Here is a 22,967-nt window from a genome sequence, read left to right as displayed (position 1 = left end):
TCAGATTCCTTGTTCGCTGAGCCACAGGTTCAGGGCTGCCAGTTGCCACAGCTTGGAGCCACGCAGCGGGGTCAGTTGGCCGTGAGGGTTACTCAGCAGGCGGTCGAGCATGGCAGGGTTGAACAGTCCACGGTCCTGGCTGGGGTCAGTCAGCAGTTCGCGCACCCAGTCCAAGGTCGCGCCTTGCAAATGCTTGAGGCCCGGTACGGGAAAGTAACCTTTCTTGCGGTCGATCACCTCATGGGGGATAACTCGCCGCGCGGCATGCTTGAGCACGTGCTTGCCGCCATCGGGCAGCTTGAAACGGGCCGGAATGCGCGCCGAAAGCTCGACCAGACGGTAATCCAGGAACGGCGTTCGGGCTTCCAGGCCCCAGGCCATGGTCATGTTGTCGACGCGCTTGACCGGGTCGTCCACCAGCATCACCGTGCTGTCCAGGCGCAGGGCCTTGTCGACGGCATCGGCGGCACCTGGCCGGGCGAAGTGTTCACGCACGTAGTCGCCGGCAACGTCGGTTTCCAGCAACCAGGGGGCCTGTACCGTGTCGCGATACTCGGCATGGCTGCGATCGAAGAACGCGTCGCGGTAGGCGCTGTAAGGATCCTGGGCGCCCTCCAGCTGCGGGTACCAGTGGTAGCCGGCGAACAGCTCGTCGGCGCCCTGGCCGCTCTGCACGCCCTTGCAGTGCTTGGCCACTTCGCGCGACAGCAGGTAGAAAGCGATGCAGTCGTGGCTGACCATCGGTTCGCTCATGGCACGGAAGGCGGCCGGCAACTGCTCGATGATTTCCTGTTCGGCGATGCGCAGCTTGTGGTGTCGTGTGCCGTAGTGCTTGGCAATCAGGTCGGAGTACTGGAACTCGTCGCCGCGCTCGCCGCCTGCGTCCTCGAAACCGATGGAGAAGGTCGACAGGTCGTCCACGCCGACTTCACGCAGCAGGCCGACCAGCAGGCTGGAGTCGACCCCACCGGAAAGCAGCACTCCGACATCCACCGCGGCGCGTTGGCGAATGGCCACCGCCTCGCGGGTGGCATCGAGCACCCGGGTGGTCCAGCCTTCAAGGTCGAGCTCCCGCTCATTCAGGTTCGGCCCATAGTGCAGCTGCCACCAGGTCTGGCGCTCGACTTCGCCATGGCGGTCGATACGCATCCAGGTGCCCGGTTCCAGTTTCTGCACGTTGGCCAGCAGTGTGCGTGGCGCCGGCACCACGGCGTGGAAGTTCAGGTAGTGGTTGAGGGCGACCGGGTCGATCATCGGATCGATGTCGCCGCCCTTGAGCAGCGCAGGCAGCGTCGACGCGAAGCGCAGGCGCTCACCGTTGCGAGACAGGTACAGCGGCTTGACGCCCAGACGGTCGCGGGCCAGGAACAGGCGCTGCTGATCGCGCTCCCAGATAGCCAGGGCGAACATCCCGTTGAGCTTGGGCAGCAAGGCGGCGCCCCAGGCGTGATAGCCCTTGAGCAGCACCTCGGTGTCGCCGTCGGACCAGAAGGTGTAGCCCAGGTCCTGCAGCTCTTGGCGCAACTCGGGGAAGTTGTAGATGGCGCCGTTGAACGCCAGCGACAGCCCCAGGGTGTTGTCGACCATGGGCTGGGCCGAGCCATCGGACAGGTCCATGATCTTCAGCCGACGGTGGCCGAGGGCGATCGGGCCTTGGCTATGGAAACCCCAGGCATCGGGGCCTCGGGGCGCCAGGTGATGAGTGATGCGCTCTACCGCGGCCAGGTCGGCCGGGCGAGGGGCTTGGTCGAGGGGGGTGAAACGTAACTCTCCTGCTAATCCGCACATAGGTCCTTACCGGTTTTTCCGTTGGGGAATCAGTGCCCTGTGAAGGGCGTGTACCAGAAACTGACCGGAGGGGATTGTGAGAGTTTTAGAACGATCTGTTATATGCAGCCCGCTGCGCTTACACACCGCGCCAGGAGCGAGCCGTGCTCGCGATACGCCGCGCGGGTCGCGCCCGATCCCACAGACGCACCCCATCGATCGGCAACCCGCCCATCACGTTCCCCGAATCAACCGGCGCAACGCGAACCGATTCGGATGACAGGCCTGTGCCACTGCCTGTGGCACTGGCAATGGCTCACCGCTTGCCCAAGCCGCCACCAGTTCCCCGCAAAGCGGCGCGGTAATCAGCCCGCGCGACCCATGCCCGCTGTTCACGTACAGCCCTTCGACCCACGGACACGGCACGTCCGGTACCTGCCGCGCATCCTTGCCCAGCACCGCGTAGGCCTCGTTGAACGCCTGCGGCTCGGCCACAGGCCCGACGATCGGCAGGTAATCCGGGCTGGTACAGCGGAACGCGGCTCGCCCCTGCAGCTGCGCGGGGTCGAGGTCGGCGGTAGCCAGACGTTGGGCCAGATCCACGGAGATCTCATCCAACAGCGCCAGGTTGCCTTGGTGCTCGGCCAGGGTCGGCGCCAGGTCCTGGTTATGGAAATCGAAACTGGCGCCCAAGGTGTGTTCGTCGCCACGCGGCGGTGCCACGTAGCCCTCGGCACACACGACCGTGCGCAGCGCACGGCTGCTGTCGGTCGCCGGCAGGCGGGTGATCTGCCCCCTGATACGCTTGAGCGGCAGCCCGGCGCAAGGTTCGAAGCGACGCACGTCAGCAGCACCGGCCAACACCACCACTGGCGCGCTGGCCAGCAGGCGTTCGCCATTCCAGGCCTGCCACAGGCCATTGGTCTTGCGCAGCTCGATCACCTCATGATGCGTCAACACGCGAATGCCGGGGTGCTGCAACTGTGCCTGGCACAGCGCGGGGGGGTGTACCCAACCGCCTTCCGGATAGAACAACCCGCCCGCTGGCAGCGCGACGCCGGCAACCGCCTCGGCTTCGGCGCGCTCAAGGCTGTGCAGCAGGCTGCTGTCGAAGGCGTCGGCGAGTTTCTGCTGGCGCTCGGCCTCCTTGGCGTCGAACGCCAATTGCAAAACCCCACAGCTGTCCCACGCCTCGCCGCGTTGCAGGCGCTCCAGTTGTCGCCGGGTGTAACCGAAGCCAGAGAGGATCATCTGCGACAGGGCGGTGCCGTGGGCGGACAGTTTCAGGTACAGCACCCCTTGGGGGTTTCCGGAAGCTTCCCGGGCCGCGGCATCGTGGCGTTCCAGCACCGTGACCTGCCAGCCGCGGGCGGCGAGGCTGGCGGCGCTGGCACTGCCGGCCAGCCCCGCGCCGATCACCAGCGCCTCGCGCGGGCCGTCGATAGCCGGTGGTCGGGCATACCAGGGTGGGGTTTGCGTGCTTGCCGCGAGGCCGCCGAATTCGCCGCTCATCACTTCCCATTTCTTGCCGATGCCGGGCACCTTCTTCATGGCGAAGCCCGCTTCCACCAGCCCACGGCGTACCCAGCCGGTGGTGGTGAAGGTGCCCAGCGTGGTACCTGGGTACGACAGCCGGGCCAGTTGCGCGAACAGCTCAGGGGTCCACATGTCGGGGTTCTTCGCCGGGGCGAAGCCATCCAGGAACCACACATCGACCTTGGCATCGAGCTGCGGCAGTTGCTCCAGCACGTCGCCGATCAACAAGGTGAGGGTGACACGGCCATCGTCGAAGGTGAACGGCTGAAACCCCTGGTGCACCGCCACGTACTGCTTCAGGAACGGCTCGGTGCAGGCCGCCAGCTCCGGCCACAGGCGTACCGCGCGGGCCATGTCGGCAGGGGCGAGCGGGTACTTTTCGACACTGACGAAATGCAGGCGCGCCGTGACGGGGGCGTGCTGCCTGAACAACTGCCAGGCGCAGAAGAAATTCAGGCCGGTACCGAACCCCGTCTCACCGATCACCAGGCAGGCTTGAGGTTCCAGGTTGGCGAAGCGCTGACGCAGACGGTTCTGTTCGATGAACACGTGCACGGTTTCCTCGATGCCTTCGTTCTTCGAGAAATACACATCGTCGTACTGCCGCGAATGGGGGCGGCCCTGGTCGTCCCAGTCGATCTGGGCGTGCTGGAGGAGGGTGGACATGGTGGGCTCGGGTTGTCGCGAAGGGGGGGATTTTATGCCATCTGCCGGCGTTGCGCAGTCCTCGCCGGCAAGCACCTCGATAGAGCCAGTGCAGGTGGCGCAAATCCGCTAGTCTTGTCTATCCAATGCAAGGAGCCAGCGCAGCCATGTTCGAATCCGCGGAAATCGGTCACAGCATCGACAAGGAAACCTTCGAGGCCGAGGTACCGGCCCTGCGTGAAGCCTTGCTCGAAGCCCAGTACGAGCTCAAGCAGCAGGCGCGCTTTCCGGTGATCGTGCTGATCAACGGCATCGAAGGCGCCGGCAAGGGCGAGACGGTGAAGCTGCTGAACGAGTGGATGGACCCGCGCCTGATCGACGTGCTGACCTTCGACCAGCAGACCGACGAAGAGCTGGCCCGTCCACCGGCCTGGCGCTACTGGCGCGCCTTGCCGCCCAAGGGACGCATGGGCGTCTTCTTCGGCAACTGGTACAGCCAGATGCTTCAGGGGCGGGTCCATGGCTTGTTCAAGGATGCCGTGCTCGACCAGGCGATCACGGGTGCCGAGCGCCTGGAGCAGATGCTCTGCGATGAAGGCGCGCTGATCATCAAGTTCTGGTTCCACCTGTCCAAGAAACAGATGAAGGCCCGGCTCAAGGCGCTCAAGGACGACCCGCTGCACAGTTGGCGCATCAGCCCGCTGGACTGGCAGCAGTCGGAGACCTATGACCGCTTCGTTCGCTTTGGCGAGCGGGTGCTGCGCCGCACCAGCCGCGACTATGCGCCCTGGCATGTCATCGAAGGTGTCGACCCCTACTACCGCAGCCTGGCGGTGGGGCGCATCCTGCTCGACAGCCTGCAAGCGGCGCTGGCCATCAACCCCAAGGGCAAGCACCAGGGCAACGTGGCGCCGCTGGGGCGTAGCATCGACCAGCGCAGCCTGATCGGCGCCCTGGACCTGACCCGGCGGCTGGACAAGAGCGACTACCAGGAACAGCTGGTCACCGAGCAGGCACGCCTGGCCGGCCTGCTGCGGGACAAGCGCATGCGCCGGCATGCCCTGGTCGCGGTGTTCGAAGGAAACGATGCCGCCGGCAAGGGCGGGGCCATACGCCGCGTGGCTGCCGCGCTCGACCCCCGTCAGTACCGCATCGTGCCGATCGCCGCGCCCACCGAAGAAGAGCGCGCCCAGCCGTACCTGTGGCGCTTCTGGCGGCACATTCCGGCACGGGGGAAGTTCACCATCTTCGACCGGTCGTGGTATGGACGCGTGCTGGTGGAAAGGGTCGAAGGGTTCTGCACACCGGCCGACTGGATGCGCGCCTATGGCGAGATCAACGATTTCGAAGAGCAACTGGTCAATGCCGGCGTGGTGTTGGTCAAGTTCTGGCTGGCCATCGACCAGCAGACCCAGCTGGAGCGCTTCGAGGAGCGCGAGCAGATTCCGTTCAAGCGCTACAAGATCACCGAGGAGGACTGGCGCAACCGCGAGAAGTGGGGCGTCTACAGCGAAGCAGTGGGCGACATGGTCGACCGTACCAGCAGCGAGATCGCGCCGTGGACACTGGTGGAAGCCAATGACAAGCGCTGGGCACGAGTGAAGGTGTTGCGCACCCTCAATGACGCGTTGGAAGCTGCGTTCGCCAAAGACAAGAAATAGCGGAAAGGGGAGGTTGGCTGGGCGGGCCTCCTCGTGCAACCTGCTTCCTCAGGCGTCGTGGGGCATGGCTGGCCCATCCATCAAGCCATGCCTTGCGAGAATGACCTGATGAATTCTTTTCTCGCCACACGCCGCAGACTCAGGCCTGTAAACCCGTAGAATCCTACCTACCCCCACCACGGGCTCGTTCGAGGACACTATGCACACCACTTCCGGCCGCTGGGGCTATGGACTGTTCCTGGCCCTGTTGACGGCGCTGCTCTGGGGCATATTGCCGATCAAGTTGAAGCAGGTGCTGCAAGTGGTCGATCCGGTCACCGTCACCTGGTACCGCCTGCTGGTGTCGGGCGGGCTGCTGTTCGCCTGGCTGTCGGCCCAGCGGCGGCTACCCTCGTTCGGCAAGCTGGGGCGCAAGGGCAAGGGCCTGGTGGTGGTTGCCATCGGTGGCTTGATGGGCAACTACGTGCTCTACCTGATCGGCCTCAAGTTGCTCAGCCCCGGCACTGCGCAACTGGTGGTGCAGCTTGGGCCAGTGCTGTTGCTGGTGGCCAGCGTGTTCGTGTTCAAGGAGCGATTCAGCCTGGGGCAGGGCATTGGTTTGCTGATTCTGCTGGCAGGCTTTGGCCTGTTCTTCAACCAGCGGCTGGAAGAGCTGCTGACCTCGCTGGGTGTCTACACCACTGGCGTACTGACCATCATCCTGGCCACCAGCATCTGGGTGTTCTATGCCTTGAGCCAGAAGCAGCTGCTGACGGTGTGGAATTCGCAGCAGGTGATGATGGTGATCTATCTGGGTTGCGCGGCGTTGCTCACCCCCTGGGTACACCCGCTGGAGGCGCTTGCGCTTTCGCCGGTGCAAGGCTGGCTGCTGCTGGCCTGCTGCCTGAATACCCTGGTGGCCTATGGCGCCTTTGCCGAGGCCTTGGCCCATTGGGAAGCGTCGAAGGTCAGTGCCACGCTGGCGCTGACCCCGTTGGTAACCTTCGTGGCGGTTGCGGCGGCGGCCTGGGTATGGCCGGACCATGTCCACGCCGAGGAGATCAATGGCCTGGGCTATGTGGGGGCGGTGACGGTGGTGATCGGTTCGGCGCTGGTGGCGTTGGGGCCGTCGCTGGTGGCCGGGTGGCGGGCAAGGAATGCACGCCTGGCCCAAGTTCGCTGAACATCGCCGCCCAGTCGGATTTTACAGTGCATTTCACGGCCCATGTGGCCCATGGGGAGTGGCCTTGCGTCGTGAAAGGGCCGCAGCGCGGCCCCGGCTTGCTCGACTGCGACGCACCCTGGGTTAGCCCTTGCCTCCGGGCGCCAACATGTTCTGCGGCCTGACCCATTCATCGAACTGTTCGTTGGTCAGGTACTTCAACTCCAGTGCCGCCTCACGCAAGGTCTTGCCCTCGGCGTAGGCCTTCTTGGCAATTTCTGCGGCCTTGTCATAGCCGATATGCGGGTTCAGCGCGGTCACCAGCATCAACCCTCGCTCCAGATGCGCGGCCATTTGCTCGGCATCCGGCTCGATCCCGGCCACGCAATGCGCCTGGAAGTTGCGACATCCGTCGGCCAGCAGTTCGATGGACTGCAGCAGGTTGTGGATGATCACCGGCTTGAACACGTTCAACTGCAGGTGACCTTGGCTGGCGGCGAAGCCGATGGCGGCATCATTGCCCAGCACCTGACAGGCCAGCATCGACAGCGCCTCGCACTGGGTCGGGTTGACCTTGCCAGGCATGATCGAACTCCCAGGCTCGTTGGCCGGCAGGCGCACTTCGGCCAGCCCTGCGCGCGGCCCGGAGCCCAGCAGGCGCAGGTCGTTGGCGATTTTCATCAGTGCCACCGCCAGGGTCTTGAGGGCGCCGGCCAGGCTGGTCAGGGGTTCGTGGCCGGCGAGGGCGGCGAACTTGTTCGGCGCGGTGACGAAGGGCAGGCCGGACAGTGCGGCCAGCTCGGCAGCCACGGCCTCGGCGAACCCGTGTGGGGCGTTCAGGCCTGTACCGACGGCCGTGCCGCCCTGGGCCAGTTCGCACACTGCCGGCAGCGTGGCGCGGATGGCGCGCTGGGCATAGTCGAGCTGGGCGACGAACGCCGACACTTCCTGGCCGAACGTGATCGGGGTGGCATCCATCATGTGCGTGCGGCCGGTCTTGACCAGCTTGTGGTGGCGCGCCGAGAGCTCGGCAAGGCCCGACGACAGTTCGGCAATCGCTGGCAGCAGGCGCTCCTGCACCGCTTGGGCGGCGGCGATGTGCATGGCAGTGGGGAAGCAGTCGTTGGAACTCTGCGAACGGTTGACGTGATCGTTGGGGTGGACCGGCGCCTTGCCGCCACGGCCCTTGCCGGCCAGCTCGTTGGCGCGCCCGGCGATCACTTCGTTGACGTTCATGTTGCTTTGCGTGCCGCTACCGGTCTGCCAGACGACGAGTGGAAACTGGTCGTCGTGCTGGCCTGCGAGCACTTCGTCGGCGGCCTGCTCGATCAGGCGGGCGATGTCGGCGGGCAAGTCGCCGTTGCGGTCGTTGACCCGTGCCGCGGCTTTCTTGATCAGCGCCAGGGCGTGCAGCACCGCGAGCGGCATGCGTTCCTTGCCAATGGCAAAGTTGATCAGCGAGCGCTGGGTCTGCGCGCCCCAGTAGGCGTCGTCCGGAACTTCGACCGGGCCCAGGCTGTCTGTCTCGATACGGCTCATGCTGCGCTCACTCCTTTGTAGTCTGAAATCGCAGTTTAGGCCCTCATTCGGCAGAGCGGTTCCATCGCTCGTCGTGCCACTTGAGCACTTCGCCACCACAGCGCAGAATGCTCTACTCTGAGGTACCCGCCTCCCTTTCTTGAAGGAAATGCAATGACCCGTCTCCGTGTCCTCTGTGCCGCCGTTGCCCTGGCCTGCGCCAGCGGCCAGGTGCTCGCTGCCACCGCCAGCCACAACGCTGCCGCCGAGAAATTCCTGACCCTGGCCAACGCCGACAAGCTGGGCACTCCGGTGTACATGCAGGTCCAGCAGATGTTCGCCCAGCGCTTCGCCCAGACCAAGGCGCCTGCCTCCAAGCAGTCGGTGCTGGAAAGCTACCAGGCCAAGGCCAACGCCGCCCTGGACAGCGCCATTGGTTGGAACAAGCTCAAGCCGAAGATGGTCGACCTGTACACCCAGACCTTCACCGAGCAGGAGCTCAAGGACCTGGTCAAGTTCTACGAGTCGCCGCTTGGCAAGAAAGTGCTGCGCGAAATGCCCAAAGTCACCCAGCAGTCGGCCCAGTTGACCCAGCAGAGCCTGGAGCCTGCCGTGCCGGTGGTGAACAAGCTGCTCGACGACATGACCAAGGAACTGGACCCGAACGCTGGCAAGGCCGCGGCGCCGGCGAAGAAGTGAGTAACACCCGATGACCATGCAGGAACGTATCCACCAGCAACTGACAGCGCTGGCGCCGCAACACCTTGAAGTGCTCAACGAAAGCCACATGCACAGCCGTGGCCAGGAGACCCACTACAAGGCAGTCATCGTCAGCGAGCAGTTCGCCGGCCTGAACAGCGTCAAGCGCCACCAGAAGGTGTACGCCACCATGGGCGAGCTGATGAGCCAGATCCATGCACTGGCGATTCACACCTACACCGCCGAGGAATGGACCCAGGTTGGCGCCGCACCGGCCTCGCCAGTGTGCGCCGGTGGCGGCAAGCACTGATTCCTTTTTTTTGTTCTGGTAGAATCCGCGTCATCCCAAGGGGGCCGCTGCGCGGCCCATCGCCAGCAAGCCCGCGCCTACAGCCTGTAGGCGTCGGCTTGCCAGCGATGGGCTGCACGGCAGCCCCTTTGCTTTTGTAGAACCCGGTCCGCCCCTTACGAGGGCAACCACCTGGAGATTCAGATTCATGTCCCAAGCTATCGTCGTGGCGGCGCTGTACAAGTTCGTCACCCTGGAAGACTACGTCGAACTGCGCGAGCCGCTGCTAAAGACCATGCTCGACAACGGCGTGAAAGGTACCCTGCTGCTGGCCCACGAGGGCATCAACGGTACCGTTTCCGCCACCCGCGAAGGCATCGACGCGCTGCTCGCCTGGCTGCGCAACGACCCGCGCCTGGTCGATGTCGACCACAAAGAGTCCTACTGCGACGAGCAACCGTTCTACCGCACCAAGGTCAAGCTCAAGAAAGAGATCGTCACCCTCGGCGTGCCGGGCGTGGACCCCAACCAGAAGGTCGGCACCTACGTCGATCCGAAGGACTGGAACGCCCTGATCAGCGACCCGGAGGTGCTGCTGATCGACACCCGCAACGACTACGAAGTGGCCATCGGCACCTTCAAGGGCGCCATCGATCCGAAGACCGAAACCTTCCGCGAGTTCCCCGAGTACATCAAGGCCAACTTCGACCCGAGCAAGCACAAGAAGGTGGCGATGTTCTGCACCGGTGGCATCCGTTGCGAAAAAGCCTCCAGCTACATGCTCGGTGAAGGCTTCGAGGAGGTCTATCATCTTAAGGGCGGCATTCTGAAATACTTCGAGGAAGTGCCTCAGGAAGAAAGCCTCTGGGACGGCGACTGCTTCGTCTTCGACAACCGGGTCACGGTGCGCCATGACCTGAGTGAAGGCGAGTACGACCAGTGCCATGCCTGCCGCCACCCGATCAATGTGGAGGACCGTGCGTCCGAGCATTACTCGCCTGGTGTCAGCTGCCCACACTGCTGGGACACCCTGAGTGAGAAGACCCGGCGCAGCGCCATCGACCGGCAGAAGCAGATCGAGCTCGCCAAGGCGCGCAACCTGCCACATCCGATCGGTTACAACTACAAAGCCGAGGCTTGATACATGTCCGCACGCCTGCTCTATGTGATGGACCCGATGTGCTCCTGGTGCTGGGGCTTCGCACCCGTTGCTGAGGCCCTGATCGCCCAGGCGCGTGAGGCCGGTGTACCGACGCGTGTGGTGCCGGGCGGGTTGCGTACCGGCGGCAGTGCCTTGGACGCATCCACGCGTAAGTACATCCTCGAGCATTGGCAGGCGGTGGCGGATGCCACCGGGCAACCGTTTCGTTTCGACGGGGCGATGCCCGACGGTTTCGTCTATGACACCGAGCCGGCATGCCGCGCCCTGGTAACCGCCCGCGAGCTGGACGCCGAGCGCGTCTGGCCGCTGCTGGCGCTGATCCAGCGTTCTTTCTACGAGCAGGGTGTGGATGTCACCCGTGCCCCGCAACTGGTCGAGCTGGCCGAACAAGTGGGCTTCGACCGCGAGCGGTTTGCCCAGCACTTCGCCAGCCACGACGTCCGCGCAGCCACGGCAGCCGACTTCAGCTGGGTGCAGGATTTGGGTATCGCCGGTTTTCCGACCCTGCTGGCCGAGCGTAATGGGCAGTTGGCCTTGCTGACCAATGGCTACCAGCCGCTGGATCGCCTGCAACCCTTGCTTGGCCGCTGGCTAGGGCAGGCCGCCTGTGCTTGATCTGCCAGGGTCACCCGACCCTGTGCCGGGGAAACCCTCTTCCGTGGCCGATCGTCTGAGCTGGGCGGAAATTCGCCGCCTGGCCCTGCATCACAAGAAACAGCTGTGGTCCGCCAACCTGGTCGCCGTGTTGGCCGCGTGCTGCAGCGTGCCCATTCCGCTGCTGCTGCCATTGCTGGTGGACGAGGTGCTGCTCGGCCACGGTGATGCTGCATTGAAGTGGATGAACCACCTGCTGCCGACCGGCTGGCAAGTGGCCGCGGGCTACATCGGCCTGATGCTGGTGGCCACGCTGTGCCTGCGCCTGGCGGCTCTGGCGTTCAACGTTATCCAGGCCAAGCTGTTCGCCGGTTTGGCGAAGGACATCGTCTACCGCCTGCGCATCCGCCTGATCGAGCGCCTCAAGCGCATTTCCTTGAAAGAGTACGAAAGCCTCGGCAGCGGCACGGTGACCACTCACCTGGTCACCGACCTGGATACCCTCGACAAATTCGTCGGCGAGACCCTTAGCCGGTTCCTGGTCGCCATGCTCACCCTGACCGGCACCGCCGCCATCCTCATCTGGATGCACTGGAAGCTGGCCTTGCTGATTCTGTTGTTCAACCCGCTGGTGATCTACTTCACCGTGCAGTTGGGCAAGCGCGTCAAGCACCTGAAGAAGCTCGAAAACGACAGCACCTCGCGCTTTACCCAGGCCTTGGCCGAAACCCTCGACGCCATCCAGGAGATACGCGCCGGCAACCGCCAGGGCTACTTCCTGGGGCGCCTTGGCCTGCGGGCCCGGGAGGTGCGGGACTACGCCGTGGAGTCGCAATGGAAGAGCGATGCCAGTGGCCGTGCCAGTGGCCTGCTGTTCCAGTTCGGTATCGATATCTTCCGTGCCGCGGCCATGCTCACGGTGCTGTTCTCGGACTTGTCCATCGGCCAGATGCTGGCCGTGTTCAGCTACTTGTGGTTCATGATCGGGCCGGTGGAACAACTGCTGAACCTGCAGTACGCCTATTATGCGGCCGGTGGTGCGCTGAGCCGTGTCAACGAGCTGCTGGCACGTGACGACGAGCCGCAGTACCCGGCGGCCTGCGACCCGTTCGCCGGGCGCGAGACGGTGGGCATCGAAGTGCGAGACCTGCGCTTCGCCTACGCCGACGAGCCGGTGCTGGAACACCTCGACCTGGCCATTGCGCCGGGGGAGAAGGTGGCCATCGTGGGCGCCAGTGGCGGAGGCAAGAGCACGCTGGTGCAACTGCTGCTGGGGCTGTACAGCGCCCAGGCCGGCACCATTCGCTTCGGTGGCGCCAGCTTGCAGGAAATTGGCCTGGAAACCCTGCGCGAGAACGTTGCGGTGGTGCTGCAGCATCCGTCGCTGTTCAACGACACCGTACGCGCCAACCTGACCATGGGCCGCGAATGTACCGACGAGGCCTGCTGGCAGGCCCTGCGCGTGGCCCAGCTGGATGCGACCATCGCTGCTTTGCCGCAAGGCCTGGACAGCGTGGTCGGCCGTTCCGGGGTGCGCCTTTCCGGTGGCCAGCGTCAGCGCCTGGCCATCGCCCGTATGGTACTGGCCGAGCCCAAGGTGGTGATTCTCGACGAGGCCACCTCGGCCCTGGACGCTGCCACTGAATACAACTTGCACCAAGCCTTGTCGCACTTCCTGCGGGGCCGCACCACGTTGATCATCGCCCACCGCCTTTCGGCAGTGAAGCAGGCGGATCGGGTGCTGGTGTTCGATGGCGGGCATGTGGCCGAAGATGGCGGACACCAGCAGTTGATCGCCGAAGGCGGCCTGTACGCCAAGCTTTACGGGCATTTGCAGCAGACTTGACGAGCCGGTCGCCGGCTCGTCGGTCCGCCCTGAACCGCAAAATTTTCCCGATTACCGCCCTTAAAAACCCCGTCGTGCAGATGGCAAATGGCCTACGCTGTGCTTGTCTGGGTTGATCGACGCCTCATCTGCTCTGCGACAGGGATTACATGAAGGGAAAACGGACTCTCGAAGCGCCAAAGCTACTCGGTATCATTTGGCCCTTCATTGCTGTTGTGGTCTTCCAGGTGTTGCTGGGCAGTCTCAGCCTTTATGCGCTGTCGGCTGTGCGCGCCTACGTGGCTGGTGAAAGCCTGTGGTCCAAGGCCCAGAAAGACGCCATCTACTACCTCAACCTTTATGCCGACAACCGCGATGCGCAAACCTTCGAGCGCTACCGCGAGGCGATCAAGGTGCCCCAGGGCGATCACGAACTGCGCGTGGTGCTCGACCAGCCCAACCCGGACCTGGACGCGGCGCGCCGGGCTATCTTGCAGGGCGGCAACCATCCCGATGATGTCGACCGCATCATCTGGTTCTACCGCAACTTTCGCCAGATCAGCTACATGCAGCGGGCAATCGCCTACTGGGATATCGGCGATGCCTACCTGAACCAGCTGGATGTGCTGGCCACGGAGATGCGCGAAGGCTTCGCGTCGGCCAGGGTCAATGCGCGGCAGTTGGGCGAGTGGAAGGCACGCATCGTTGCCATCAATGAAGGCGTGACCCCAGCGGCCAAGGCATTCAGCGATGCCCTGGGCGAAGGCTCGCGCATGCTGTTGCGGGTGCTACTGATCACCAACCTGCTGACCGCGCTGTTCCTCATCAGCTTTGCCTGGCGCCGTTCGAGCAAGCTGTTGGCCCAGCGCCAGGCCTTCGCCAGCGCCCTGCAGGAAGAGAAAGAGCGGGCGCAGACTACCCTGCAGGCCATCGGCGATGCGGTGATCACCACCGATGTCGAGGGTTGCATTGGCTACATGAACCCCGCCGCCGAGCAACTGACCCACTGGCAGGCCGGCCAGGCCCATGGCTTGCCATTGTCGGCGCTGTTCAGCCTGGTGGACGAACAGGACGACCAGGAAAGCGCCTCCCTGGTCGAACAGGTGATCAGCGGCAACCTCAAGGGTGGCTCCGACCATTCCAGGCTGATCCAACGCCTGGATGGCAGCACGGTGTCCATCAACCTGGTCGGCTCACCCATCATCAACGAAGGGCAGGTGGCCGGCATCGTGCTGGTGCTGCACGACATGACCCAGGAGCGCCAGTACATCGCCAACCTGTCCTGGCAGGCGACCCACGATGCCCTGACGGGGCTGGCCAACCGCCGTGAATTCGAATATCGCCTGGAGCAGGTGCTCAACGACCTGGCGCGGCAGAATGGCCGGCACTCGCTGATGTTCCTCGACCTCGATCAGTTCAAGCTGGTCAACGACACCTGCGGCCACGCTGCCGGCGATGAGCTGCTGCGGCATATCTGTGCAGTGCTGCAGGCCTGCCTGCGCGAAAGCGATACCCTGGCTCGCCTGGGGGGCGACGAGTTCGGCGTGCTCTTGGAGAACTGTCCGGCCGAGCAGGCCGAGCGCATCGCCGAGCACCTGCGCCAAAGTGTGCAGAGCCTGCATTTTGTCTGGAAGGGGCGGCCTTTCGTCACCACCGTCAGCATTGGCCTGGTGCACATGGCCCAGGCCCCTGGCACCCTCGAGGCATCGCTGCGGGCTGCCGACATGGCCTGCTACATGGCCAAGGAAAAAGGCCGTAACCGGGTTCAGGTGTACCACGTCGATGACAGCGAACTGTCCATGCGCTTTGGCGAGATGGCCTGGATCCAGCGCCTGCATGTGGCCCTGGAGGAAAACCGCTTTTGCCTCTATGCCCAGGAAATCGCCGCGCTCAAGACCCTCGAAGGCCCGGGCCACATCGAGATCCTGTTGCGCCTGCACGATGAAGGCGGCCGTACCATCCTGCCTGACAGCTTCATCCCTGCGGCTGAACGCTATGGCTTGATGACCGCCCTGGACCGTTGGGTGGTGCGCAACGTGTTCCAGGTGATTCGCCAGTGCCTGGACGAAGGTCGCGAAGGGCCGTTGTCGATGTGCGCGATCAACCTTTCAGGCTCCAGCATCGGTGACGACAAGTTCCTGGAGTATTTGCAGAGGCTGTTCGCCGAGTATTCGATTCCGCCCCGGTTAATCTGTTTTGAAATAACCGAAACCAGCGCTATCGCCAATTTGGGTAGCGCTATTCGCTTCATCAATGAATTGAAAGGATTGGGCTGCAAATTCTCCCTCGACGACTTCTGCGCCGGAATGTCGTCATTCGCCTATTTGAAGCATTTGCCTGTAGACTTCCTGAAGATCGACGGAAGTTTCGTAAAAGATATGCTCGACGATCCGGTCAATCGTGCCATGGTCGAGGTGATCAACCACATTGGCCATGTGATGGGCAAACGCACCATTGCCGAGTTCGTCGAAACCCCGTTGATCGAACAGGCCTTGCAGGAGATCGGCGTGGATTACGCCCAGGGCTATTTGATCGAACGTCCGCAGGTATTCACCTGCGACAGTCTGCAACGCCAACGGATTGCCGCGAGACCCCTTTTGCACAGGGCGCCGGGAACGTTTCGCTGAAATGTCCCGATAATCACATGGATCAAGGAGCTGAACGTGATTGACTCATTCATACGTATCGGGCCACTGATGGACCCGGCCAGTTACCCGCAATGGGCTCAGCAACTGATTGAAGAGTGTCGTGAAAGCAAGCGCCGGGTGGTCGAGCATGAGTTCTATGAGCGCCTGCGCGATAACCAACTACGACCTGCCACGATTCGCCAGTACCTGATCGGTGGCTGGCCGGTGGTCGAGCAGTTTTCCCTGTACATGGCCCATAACCTCACCAAGACCCGCTATGCCCGCCATCCCGGCGAAGACATGGCGCGGCGTTGGCTGATGCGCAACATCCGGGTCGAGCTGCACCATGCCGACTATTGGGTGAATTGGTGCCAGGCCCATGGCATTCACCTGCACGAGTTGCAGGCACAGGAAGTGCCGCCAGAGCTGAATGGCCTGAATGACTGGTGCTGGCGTGTGTGTACCACCGAATCGCTGGCCATTGCCATGGCTGCGACCAACTACGCCATCGAAGGGGCGACCGGAGAATGGTCGGCGGTGGTCTGCTCGACCGACACCTATGCCGAGGGCTTCCCGCCAGAGCAGCGCAAGCGCGCCATGAAATGGCTGAAAATGCATGCTCAGTACGACGATGCCCACCCTTGGGAGGCGCTGGAGATCATCTGTACCCTGGCGGGTGAAAACCCGACATTGGGTCTGCGCACCGAGCTGCGCAGGGCGATCTGCAAGAGCTACGACTGCATGTACCTGTTCCTTGAGCGGTGCATGCAGCTCGAAGGGCGCCAGCAGGGGCGTCTGCGCCCGGCGTTGGTGGCCGGTTGAGTCTTGCGGATGGGGCCGTAAAGCGGCCCCATCCGTGACGAACGGGCTTACTGGGCGTCGAACGCCTGCCCATTGACCCCGGAGCTGTCCGGCCCCATCAGGTACAGGTACACCGGCATGATTTCTTCAGGCAGCGGGTTGTTCTGTGGGTTCTCGCTCGGGTACGCCTGTGCCCGCATCGCGGTGCGGGTAGCCCCAGGGTTGATGCTGTTGGAGCGCACCGGGGCAACGCCGTCGAGCTCGTCGGCCAGGGTTTGCATCAGCCCTTCGGTGGCGAACTTCGAAACACCATAGGCGCCCCAGTATGCCCGGCCCTTGCGCCCGACGCTGCTGGAGGTGAACACCACCGACGCGTCCTCGGACAGCTTGAGCAGCGGCAGCAGGGTGCTGGTGAGCATGAAGGTCGCGTTGACGTTGATGTGCATCACGCGCATGAAATTGTCACCCGACAGCTGCTCCAGCGGCGTGCGCGGGCCGATGATCGAGGCGTTGTTCAGCAAACCATCGAGGCGGCCGAACTGTTCCTCGATCATTGCCGCCAGCTCGTCGTACTGGTGGGGCAGGGCGGTTTCCAGGTTGAACGGGATCACCACCGGTTGCGGGTGGCCGGCCGCTTCGATCTGGTCATAGACCTCGTTGAGGTTGGCCTCGGTCTTGCCCAGCAGCAGCACGGTGGCGCCCAGGGCGGCATAGGCCTTGGCGGCAGCGGCGCCGATGCCGCGACCGGCACCCGTGACCAGAATGATGCGGCCCTTGAGCAGGTCGGGGCGGGCGGTGTAGTCGAACATTGTTCTGTCCTTCGAGTTCGTGCGGGCGACCCGGCCCCCTTGTGGGGGCGGGTTTACCCGCGAATGCGTACGTTCAGGCGCCGTGGTCGTCCGGGCTGGCGCATTCGCGGGTAAACCCGCTCCTACAGGGACGGCGCCCGGCGCATCAGTCGGGTTTCAGCAACCGCACAGCGCGCTGTCGATCACTTTGCGCAGTTCCAGCGGGTGGTCCACCACCACGTCGGCACCCCAGTTGTTCGGGTTGTCTTCTGGATGAATATAGCCATAGCGAACTGCCGCCGTGCGGGTGCCGGCATCGCGGCCGGACTCGATGTCCCGCAAGTCGTCGCCGACGAACAGTACGCTGGCCGGGTCAAGGTTCAGCGTGGTGCAGGCCAGGATCAGCGGCTCGGGGTCGGGCTTGCTGTTTTTCACGTGGTCCGGGCAGATCAGCAAGGCCGAACGCTCGGCCAGGCCCAGCCGCTGCATGATCGGCTCGGCGAAACGCACCGGTTTGTTGGTGACCACGCCCCACAGCAGGTTGCCTTTCTCGATGTCGGCCAGCAGTTCGCCCATGCCGTCGAACAGCCTGCTGTGCACTGCGCAGTCGCGCTGGTAGCGCTCCAGGAATTCCAGGCGCAGGGCCTCGAAGCCCTCGGCGTCGGGGTCCATCGCAAAGGTGGCGGCGACCATGGCGCGGGCGCCACCGGAAATCACGTCACGGATGCGCTTGTCGTCGATGGCCGGCAGGTTACGCTCGGCCAGCATGGCCTGGCAGATGGCGATGAAGTCCGGCGCCGTGTCGAGCAGGGTGCCGTCCATGTCGAAGAGTACCGCTCGCAAACGCATGCTCATTCCTCGCGCAGGGTCTGGATCATGTAGTTGACGTCTACATCGCTGCTGAGCTTGTAATGCTTGGTCAGCGGGTTGTAGGTCAGGCCGATGATGTCCTTGACTTCAAGGCCGGCGGCGCGGCTCCAGGCGCCCAGTTCCGAAGGGCGGATGAATTTCTTGAAGTCGTGGGTGCCGCGCGGCAGCATCTTGAGGATGTACTCGGCGCCGACGATGGCCAGCAGGTATGCCTTCGGGTTGCGGTTGATGGTGGAGAAGAACACCTGGCCGCCGGGTTTGACCATGCGGTAGCAGGCGCGAATCACCGAGGAGGGGTCCGGCACGTGTTCGAGCATCTCCAGGCAGGTGACCACGTCGAATTGCCCGGGCATCTCTTCGGCCAGGGCTTCGGCGGTGATCTGCCGGTATTCGACCTGCACGCCGGATTCGAGCTGGTGCAGCTGGGCGACCGCCAGCGGGGCTTCGCCCATGTCGATGCCGGTGACGGTGGCGCCGCGCAGGGCCATCGCCTCGCTGAGGATGCCGCCGCCACAGCCCACGTCGAGCACTTTCTTGCCGGCCAGGCTGACGCGCTCGTCGATCCAGTTGACCCGCAGCGGGTTGATGTCGTGCAGCGGCTTGAACTCGCTTTCGCGGTCCCACCAGCGGTGCGCCAAGGCTTCAAACTTGGCGATTTCGGCGTGGTCGACGTTGCTCATGTGAACAGTCCTCTGAAACTTCGCTAGATTGCGCGGGAGTATACCCGAGCGCCCAGGGCTGAGGGTCGCTATAATCGCCCGCTTTTGACATCCGAACGACGGGGAGAGGCGATGCGCGAGCGACTTTTGGCGGCGGAGAAGGTGACCGGGATCCGCTGGCAGGACGGCGCCCTGCACCTGCTCGACCAGCGTTTGCTGCCATCGCAAGAGCGCTGGCTGGCCTGCGACAATGTCTCACAGGTGGTGGAAGCGATTCGGGATATGACCGTGCGCGGCGCTGCCGCCATCGGCATTGCCGCGGCTTTCGGCCTGGTTCTGGCGCTGCGCGAGCGCCTGGCGGCGGGCGGCGACTGGGAAACCGACCTGGAAGAGGATTTCCTCAACCTGGCCGAGGCGCGCCCGACCGCTGCCAACCTGTTCTGGTCGCTCAACCGCATGCGCGAGCGCCTGCTGCGCTTGCGCCCCGAAGAAGACGTGCTGGCGGCGCTGGAGGCCGAGGCGGTGGCCATTCACGAGAGTGATCGCGAGGCCAACCTGACCATGGCCCAGCACGGCATCGAGCTGATCCGTCGTCATCAGGGCAACGAGCAGACACTGCTCACCTACGGTAATGCCGGCGCCCTGGCCAGTGGCGGCTTCGGTACCGCGCTGGGGGTGATCCGCGCAGGGTTCCTGGAGGGTATGGTCGAGCGGGTCTACGCCGGCGAGACTCGCCCGTGGTTGCAGGGCTCGCGGCTGACCGCCTGGGAGCTGGCCCGCGAGGGTATTCCCGTCACCCTGTGCGCCGATTCGGCCTTGGCCCACCTGATGAAAAGCAAGGGCATTACCTGGGTGGTGGTCGGTGCCGACTGCATCGCTGCCAACGGTGACGTGGCCAGCAAGATCGGCACTTATCAGCTGGCAGTCAGCGCCATGCACCATGGTGTGCGCTTCATGGTGGTGGCACCGAGCACCAGCATCGACCTGAACCTGGCGACCGGCGAGGACATTCCGCTGGAAGAGCGTGATGCCGACGAGTTGCTGGATTACGCCGGTACCCGGGTCGCGCCGGATGTGGAAGTGTTCAATCCGGTGTTCGATGTGACTCCAGCGGATCTGATCGATGTAATCGTGACCGAGAAAGGTGTCGTCGAACGACCGGACACCGCCAAGCTGGCGCAATTGATGTGTCGCAAGCGTTTGCACTGACCGGGGTGTAGGGCGGGGGCGTCTTTGGGGTCGAGCGCTGCCCGCGCGGGGCATCGCGAGCAAGGCTCGCTCCTACGGTTGTTTCGAGGCAATGAGTTACTGGCCTGAAACAGGTGTAGGAGCGAGCCTTGCTCGCGATGCCCCGCGCGGGCGGCGCTCGATCGCCCAGGCGATACACCGCTCACGTCAGGCCACCTGCCACATCTCCCCACTGCCACTGCCTTTGTGGTAACATCCGGCAGTTTCCAAGACCGCCCATGACGGCGGCCTTCATTGCGCAAGTCCATGGCTCAACTCATTGATTTGTCGTAAGTCGTCGCACCCTTATGCGCTGCGGCGGCGAGCTTCGTTCGGCCCTTGAAGGAGGCTGCGAAGTTTCACCAGAAAAAGGAATCAGGCTTCTCATGGGCGAACTGGCCAAAGAAATCCTCCCGGTCAATATCGAAGACGAACTGAGACAGTCTTACCTCGACTACGCGATGAGCGTGATTGTCGGGCGAGCGCTGCCCGATGCGCGTGACGGCTTGAAGCCCGTGCATCGCCGCGTTCTCTTTGCGATGAGCGAGCTGGGCAACGACTGGAACAAGCCGTACAAGAAATCCGCCCGTGTGGTCGGTGACGTGATCGGTAAGTACCACCCGCACGGCGATACCGCGGTCTACGACACAATCGTGCGTATGGCTCAGCCATTCTCGCTGCGCTACCTGCTGGTCGACGGCCAGGGCAACTTCGGTTCGGTGGACGGCGACAACGCCGCGGCCATGCGATACACCGAAGTGCGCATGGCCAAGCTGGCCCACGAGCTGCTGGCCGACCTGCACAAGGAAACCGTCGACTGGGTGCCCAACTACGACGGCACCGAGCAGATCCCGGCGGTCATGCCTACCCGTATTCCCAACCTGCTGGTCAACGGTTCCAGCGGTATTGCCGTGGGCATGGCGACCAACATCCCGCCGCACAACCTGGGTGAGGTCATCGACGGCTGCCTGGCGCTGATCGACAACCCGGACGTCACCGTCGACGAGCTGATGCAGTACATCCCGGGCCCCGACTTCCCCACTGCCGGCCTGATCAACGGTCGTCAGGGCATCATCGAGGCCTACCGCACCGGCCGTGGCCGTATCTACATGCGCGCCCGCTCCGAGATCGAAGACATCGACAAGGTCGGTGGTCGCCAGCAGATCGTGATCACCGAGCTGCCTTACCAGCTGAACAAGGCGCGCCTGATCGAGAAGATCGCCGAGCTGGTCAAAGAGAAGAAGATCGAGGGCATCACCGAGTTGCGCGACGAGTCCGACAAGGACGGCATGCGCATCGTCATCGAGCTGCGTCGCGGCGAGGTGCCGGAGGTGGTGCTGAACAATCTGTATCAGCAGACCCAGCTGCAGGCCGTATTCGGCATCAACGTCGTTGCGTTGGTCGATGGCCGTCCGCGCCTGCTCAACCTCAAGGACCTGCTCGAAGCTTTCGTCCGTCACCGCCGTGAAGTGGTGACCCGTCGTACCGTGTTCGAGCTGCGCAAGGCCCGTGAGCGCGGCCACATCCTCGAAGGCCAGGCGGTCGCGCTGTCCAACATCGACCCGGTCATCGCCCTGATCAAGGCTTCGCCGACGCCGTCGGAAGCCAAGGAAGCGCTGATTTCCAAGGCTTGGGAATCCAGCGCCGTCCAACTGATGGTCGAGCGCGCCGGAGCCGACTCCTGCCGTCCAGAAGACCTGCCGGAGCAATACGGCCTGCGTGACGGCAAGTACTACCTGTCGCCGGAGCAGGCCCAGGCCATCCTGGACCTGCGTCTGCACCGCCTGACCGGCCTGGAACACGAGAAGCTGCTGGCTGAGTACCAGGAGATCCTGGAACAGATCGGCGAGCTGATCCGTATCCTCAACAGCGCCCAGCGCCTGATGGAAGTGATCCGCGAAGAGCTCGAAGCCATCCGCGCCGAATACGGCGATGCCCGTCGCACCGAAATCCTCGATGCCCGCCACGACCTCAACTACGGCGACATGATCCCGGAAGAAGAGCGCGTGGTGACCATTTCCCACGGCGGCTACGCCAAGACTCAGCCGCTGTCGGCCTACCAGGCCCAGCGCCGTGGTGGCAAGGGCAAGTCGGCCACCGGCGTGAAGGACGAGGACTACATCGAGCACCTGCTGGTCGCCAACAGCCATGCCACGCTGCTGCTGTTCTCCAGCAAGGGCAAGGTCTACTGGCTCAAGACCTACGACATCCCAGAGGCGTCCCGTGCCGCCCGCGGCCGTCCGCTGGTCAACCTGCTGCCGCTGGAAGAGGGTGAGCGCATCACCGCCATGCTGCAGATCGACCTGGAAGCACTGCAGCAGAGCGCTGGCGCCGAGGAAGAGCTGGAGGACGGGGAAGACACCGTGCTCGAAGGCGAAGTGATCGAGGCCGAGGAAGTCGACGAAGAAGACGGCGACACCCCGGAATGGGTCGCCGAACCGACCGGCGCCTACATCTTCATGGCTACCGCTTCCGGTACCGTCAAAAAGACCCCGCTGGTGCAGTTCGCCCGTCCGCGCTCCAACGGCCTGATCGCCTTGAAGCTCAAGGAAGGTGACACCCTGATCGCTGCGGCCATCACCGACGGCGCCAAGGAAGTCATGATGTTCTCCGACGCGGGCAAGGTGATCCGCTTCGCCGAAAGCGTGGTGCGTGAAATGGGCCGTAACGCCCGTGGTGTACGCGGCATGAAGCTGGGCAAGGGGCAGCGGATCATCTCCATGCTGATTCCTGAGTCCGGCGCCCAGATTCTCACCGCTTCCGAGCGTGGCTTCGGCAAGCGCACCCCGCTGTCCAAGTTCCCGCGTCGCGGCCGTGGTGGCCAGGGTGTCATCGCCATGGGGACCAAAGGCCGCAATGGCCTGCTGATCGGCGCCATCCAGGTGCAGGAAGGCGAAGAGATCATGCTGATCTCCGACCAGGGCACGCTGGTGCGCACACGGGTTGGCGAAGTCTCCAGCCTGGGTCGTAACACCCAGGGCGTGACGTTGATCAAGCTGGCCAACGACGAGACGCTGGTGGGCCTGGAACGGATCCAGGAACCGTCCGAGGAAGAAGTCGATGAGATCATCGAGTCGGACGAGGAGGGTGTCGAAGCGGCTGTGCCGGATGCGGCAGACGATGACAGTGCGGGTGCCGAAGAGGCACCGCAGGAATAA

Annotated in this window: 17 protein-coding genes; 11 read left to right on the top strand and 6 right to left on the bottom strand. The window is 63.9% G+C overall.

Features of this window, described 5'->3' with window-relative positions:
* On the bottom strand, positions 1 to 1,788 hold the full coding sequence (locus C4Q26_RS05160) for an N-acetylglutaminylglutamine amidotransferase (protein WP_023379246.1): 1,788 nt from the start codon (positions 1,786 to 1,788) through the stop codon (positions 1 to 3).
* A 213-nt stretch (positions 1,789 to 2,001) separates the two neighbouring features.
* Positions 2,002 to 3,969 carry a bifunctional tRNA (5-methylaminomethyl-2-thiouridine)(34)-methyltransferase MnmD/FAD-dependent 5-carboxymethylaminomethyl-2-thiouridine(34) oxidoreductase MnmC gene (gene mnmC, locus C4Q26_RS05155; protein ID WP_023379247.1) on the bottom strand — a complete coding sequence of 656 codons (1,968 nt, stop codon included), beginning with the start codon at positions 3,967 to 3,969 and terminating at the stop codon, positions 2,002 to 2,004.
* 146 nt (positions 3,970 to 4,115) lie between these two features.
* On the opposite strand from mnmC, the gene pap reads away from it, so the two are divergent.
* Both pap and C4Q26_RS05145 read left to right on the top strand, forming a co-directional pair.
* Positions 4,116 to 5,609 (top strand): polyphosphate:AMP phosphotransferase, encoded by a 1,494-nt coding sequence (pap, locus tag C4Q26_RS05150; RefSeq protein WP_023379249.1) that lies wholly within the window; start codon positions 4,116 to 4,118, stop codon positions 5,607 to 5,609.
* 199 nt (positions 5,610 to 5,808) lie between these two features.
* On the top strand, positions 5,809 to 6,771 hold the full coding sequence (locus C4Q26_RS05145; RefSeq protein ID WP_023379250.1) for a DMT family transporter: 963 nt from the start codon (positions 5,809 to 5,811) through the stop codon (positions 6,769 to 6,771).
* 123 nt (positions 6,772 to 6,894) lie between these two features.
* Here C4Q26_RS05145 and C4Q26_RS05140 read toward each other — a convergent pair whose 3' ends face one another.
* Complete coding sequence (locus tag C4Q26_RS05140) at positions 6,895 to 8,289, bottom strand: class II fumarate hydratase (RefSeq protein WP_023379251.1); 1,395 nt, start codon at positions 8,287 to 8,289, stop codon at positions 6,895 to 6,897.
* A gap of 153 nt (positions 8,290 to 8,442) precedes the next feature.
* On the opposite strand from C4Q26_RS05140, the gene C4Q26_RS05135 reads away from it, so the two are divergent.
* The 7 genes from C4Q26_RS05135 (at position 8,443) to C4Q26_RS05105 (ending at position 16,286) form a co-directional block, all read left to right on the top strand.
* Positions 8,443 to 8,967 (top strand): DUF2059 domain-containing protein, encoded by a 525-nt coding sequence (locus C4Q26_RS05135; RefSeq protein ID WP_023379252.1) that lies wholly within the window; start codon positions 8,443 to 8,445, stop codon positions 8,965 to 8,967.
* A gap of 10 nt (positions 8,968 to 8,977) precedes the next feature.
* Positions 8,978 to 9,277: a BolA family transcriptional regulator gene (locus tag C4Q26_RS05130; RefSeq protein WP_023379253.1), complete on the top strand. Its 300-nt coding sequence runs from the start codon at positions 8,978 to 8,980 to the stop codon at positions 9,275 to 9,277.
* A 187-nt stretch (positions 9,278 to 9,464) separates the two neighbouring features.
* The gene (locus C4Q26_RS05125) at positions 9,465 to 10,397 is read left to right on the top strand and encodes a rhodanese-related sulfurtransferase (RefSeq protein WP_023379254.1); all 933 of its coding nucleotides are present in this window, start codon (positions 9,465 to 9,467) and stop codon (positions 10,395 to 10,397) included.
* Positions 10,398 to 10,400: 3 nt separating this feature from the next.
* The gene (locus C4Q26_RS05120; protein ID WP_023379255.1) at positions 10,401 to 11,033 is read left to right on the top strand and encodes a DsbA family protein; all 633 of its coding nucleotides are present in this window, start codon (positions 10,401 to 10,403) and stop codon (positions 11,031 to 11,033) included.
* A complete protein-coding gene (locus C4Q26_RS05115) occupies positions 11,026 to 12,858 on the top strand; it encodes an ABC transporter ATP-binding protein (protein WP_027906878.1) in 1,833 nt (610 codons plus the stop codon). The genes C4Q26_RS05120 and C4Q26_RS05115 overlap by 8 nt, the downstream gene beginning before the upstream one ends.
* A 149-nt stretch (positions 12,859 to 13,007) precedes the next feature.
* The gene (locus C4Q26_RS05110) at positions 13,008 to 15,464 is read left to right on the top strand and encodes an EAL domain-containing protein (protein WP_023379257.1); all 2,457 of its coding nucleotides are present in this window, start codon (positions 13,008 to 13,010) and stop codon (positions 15,462 to 15,464) included.
* A 36-nt stretch (positions 15,465 to 15,500) separates the two neighbouring features.
* A complete protein-coding gene (locus C4Q26_RS05105; RefSeq protein WP_023379258.1) occupies positions 15,501 to 16,286 on the top strand; it encodes a TenA family transcriptional regulator in 786 nt (261 codons plus the stop codon).
* Between the two features lie 47 nt (positions 16,287 to 16,333).
* On the opposite strand, the gene C4Q26_RS05100 is transcribed toward C4Q26_RS05105, so the two are convergent.
* From C4Q26_RS05100 to ubiG, 3 genes are all read right to left on the bottom strand, one after another.
* Complete coding sequence (locus C4Q26_RS05100; RefSeq protein WP_023379259.1) at positions 16,334 to 17,074, bottom strand: YciK family oxidoreductase; 741 nt, start codon at positions 17,072 to 17,074, stop codon at positions 16,334 to 16,336.
* Between the two features lie 156 nt (positions 17,075 to 17,230).
* Positions 17,231 to 17,902, bottom strand: coding sequence for an N-acetylmuramic acid 6-phosphate phosphatase MupP (mupP, locus tag C4Q26_RS05095; protein WP_023379260.1), 672 nt, complete (start codon positions 17,900 to 17,902; stop codon positions 17,231 to 17,233).
* Positions 17,903 to 17,904: 2 nt separating this feature from the next.
* The gene (gene ubiG / locus C4Q26_RS05090) at positions 17,905 to 18,603 is read right to left on the bottom strand and encodes a bifunctional 2-polyprenyl-6-hydroxyphenol methylase/3-demethylubiquinol 3-O-methyltransferase UbiG (RefSeq protein WP_023379261.1); all 699 of its coding nucleotides are present in this window, start codon (positions 18,601 to 18,603) and stop codon (positions 17,905 to 17,907) included.
* Between the two features lie 111 nt (positions 18,604 to 18,714).
* Here ubiG and mtnA point away from each other — a divergent pair, with 111 nt between their 5' ends.
* Positions 18,715 to 19,791 (top strand): S-methyl-5-thioribose-1-phosphate isomerase, encoded by a 1,077-nt coding sequence (mtnA, locus tag C4Q26_RS05085; RefSeq protein ID WP_104882858.1) that lies wholly within the window; start codon positions 18,715 to 18,717, stop codon positions 19,789 to 19,791.
* Positions 19,792 to 20,195: 404 nt separating this feature from the next.
* Positions 20,196 to 22,967, top strand: a complete 2,772-nt coding sequence (gene gyrA / locus C4Q26_RS05080) for a DNA gyrase subunit A (protein WP_104882857.1) — start codon at positions 20,196 to 20,198, stop codon at positions 22,965 to 22,967.

The sequence above is a fragment of the Pseudomonas sp. SWI44 genome, assembly GCF_002947915.1.
Lineage (GTDB): Bacteria > Pseudomonadota > Gammaproteobacteria > Pseudomonadales > Pseudomonadaceae > Aquipseudomonas > Aquipseudomonas taiwanensis.
The sequence above is the reverse complement of the archived record's forward strand: the minus strand, read 5'-3'. Positions and strand labels throughout refer to the sequence as shown.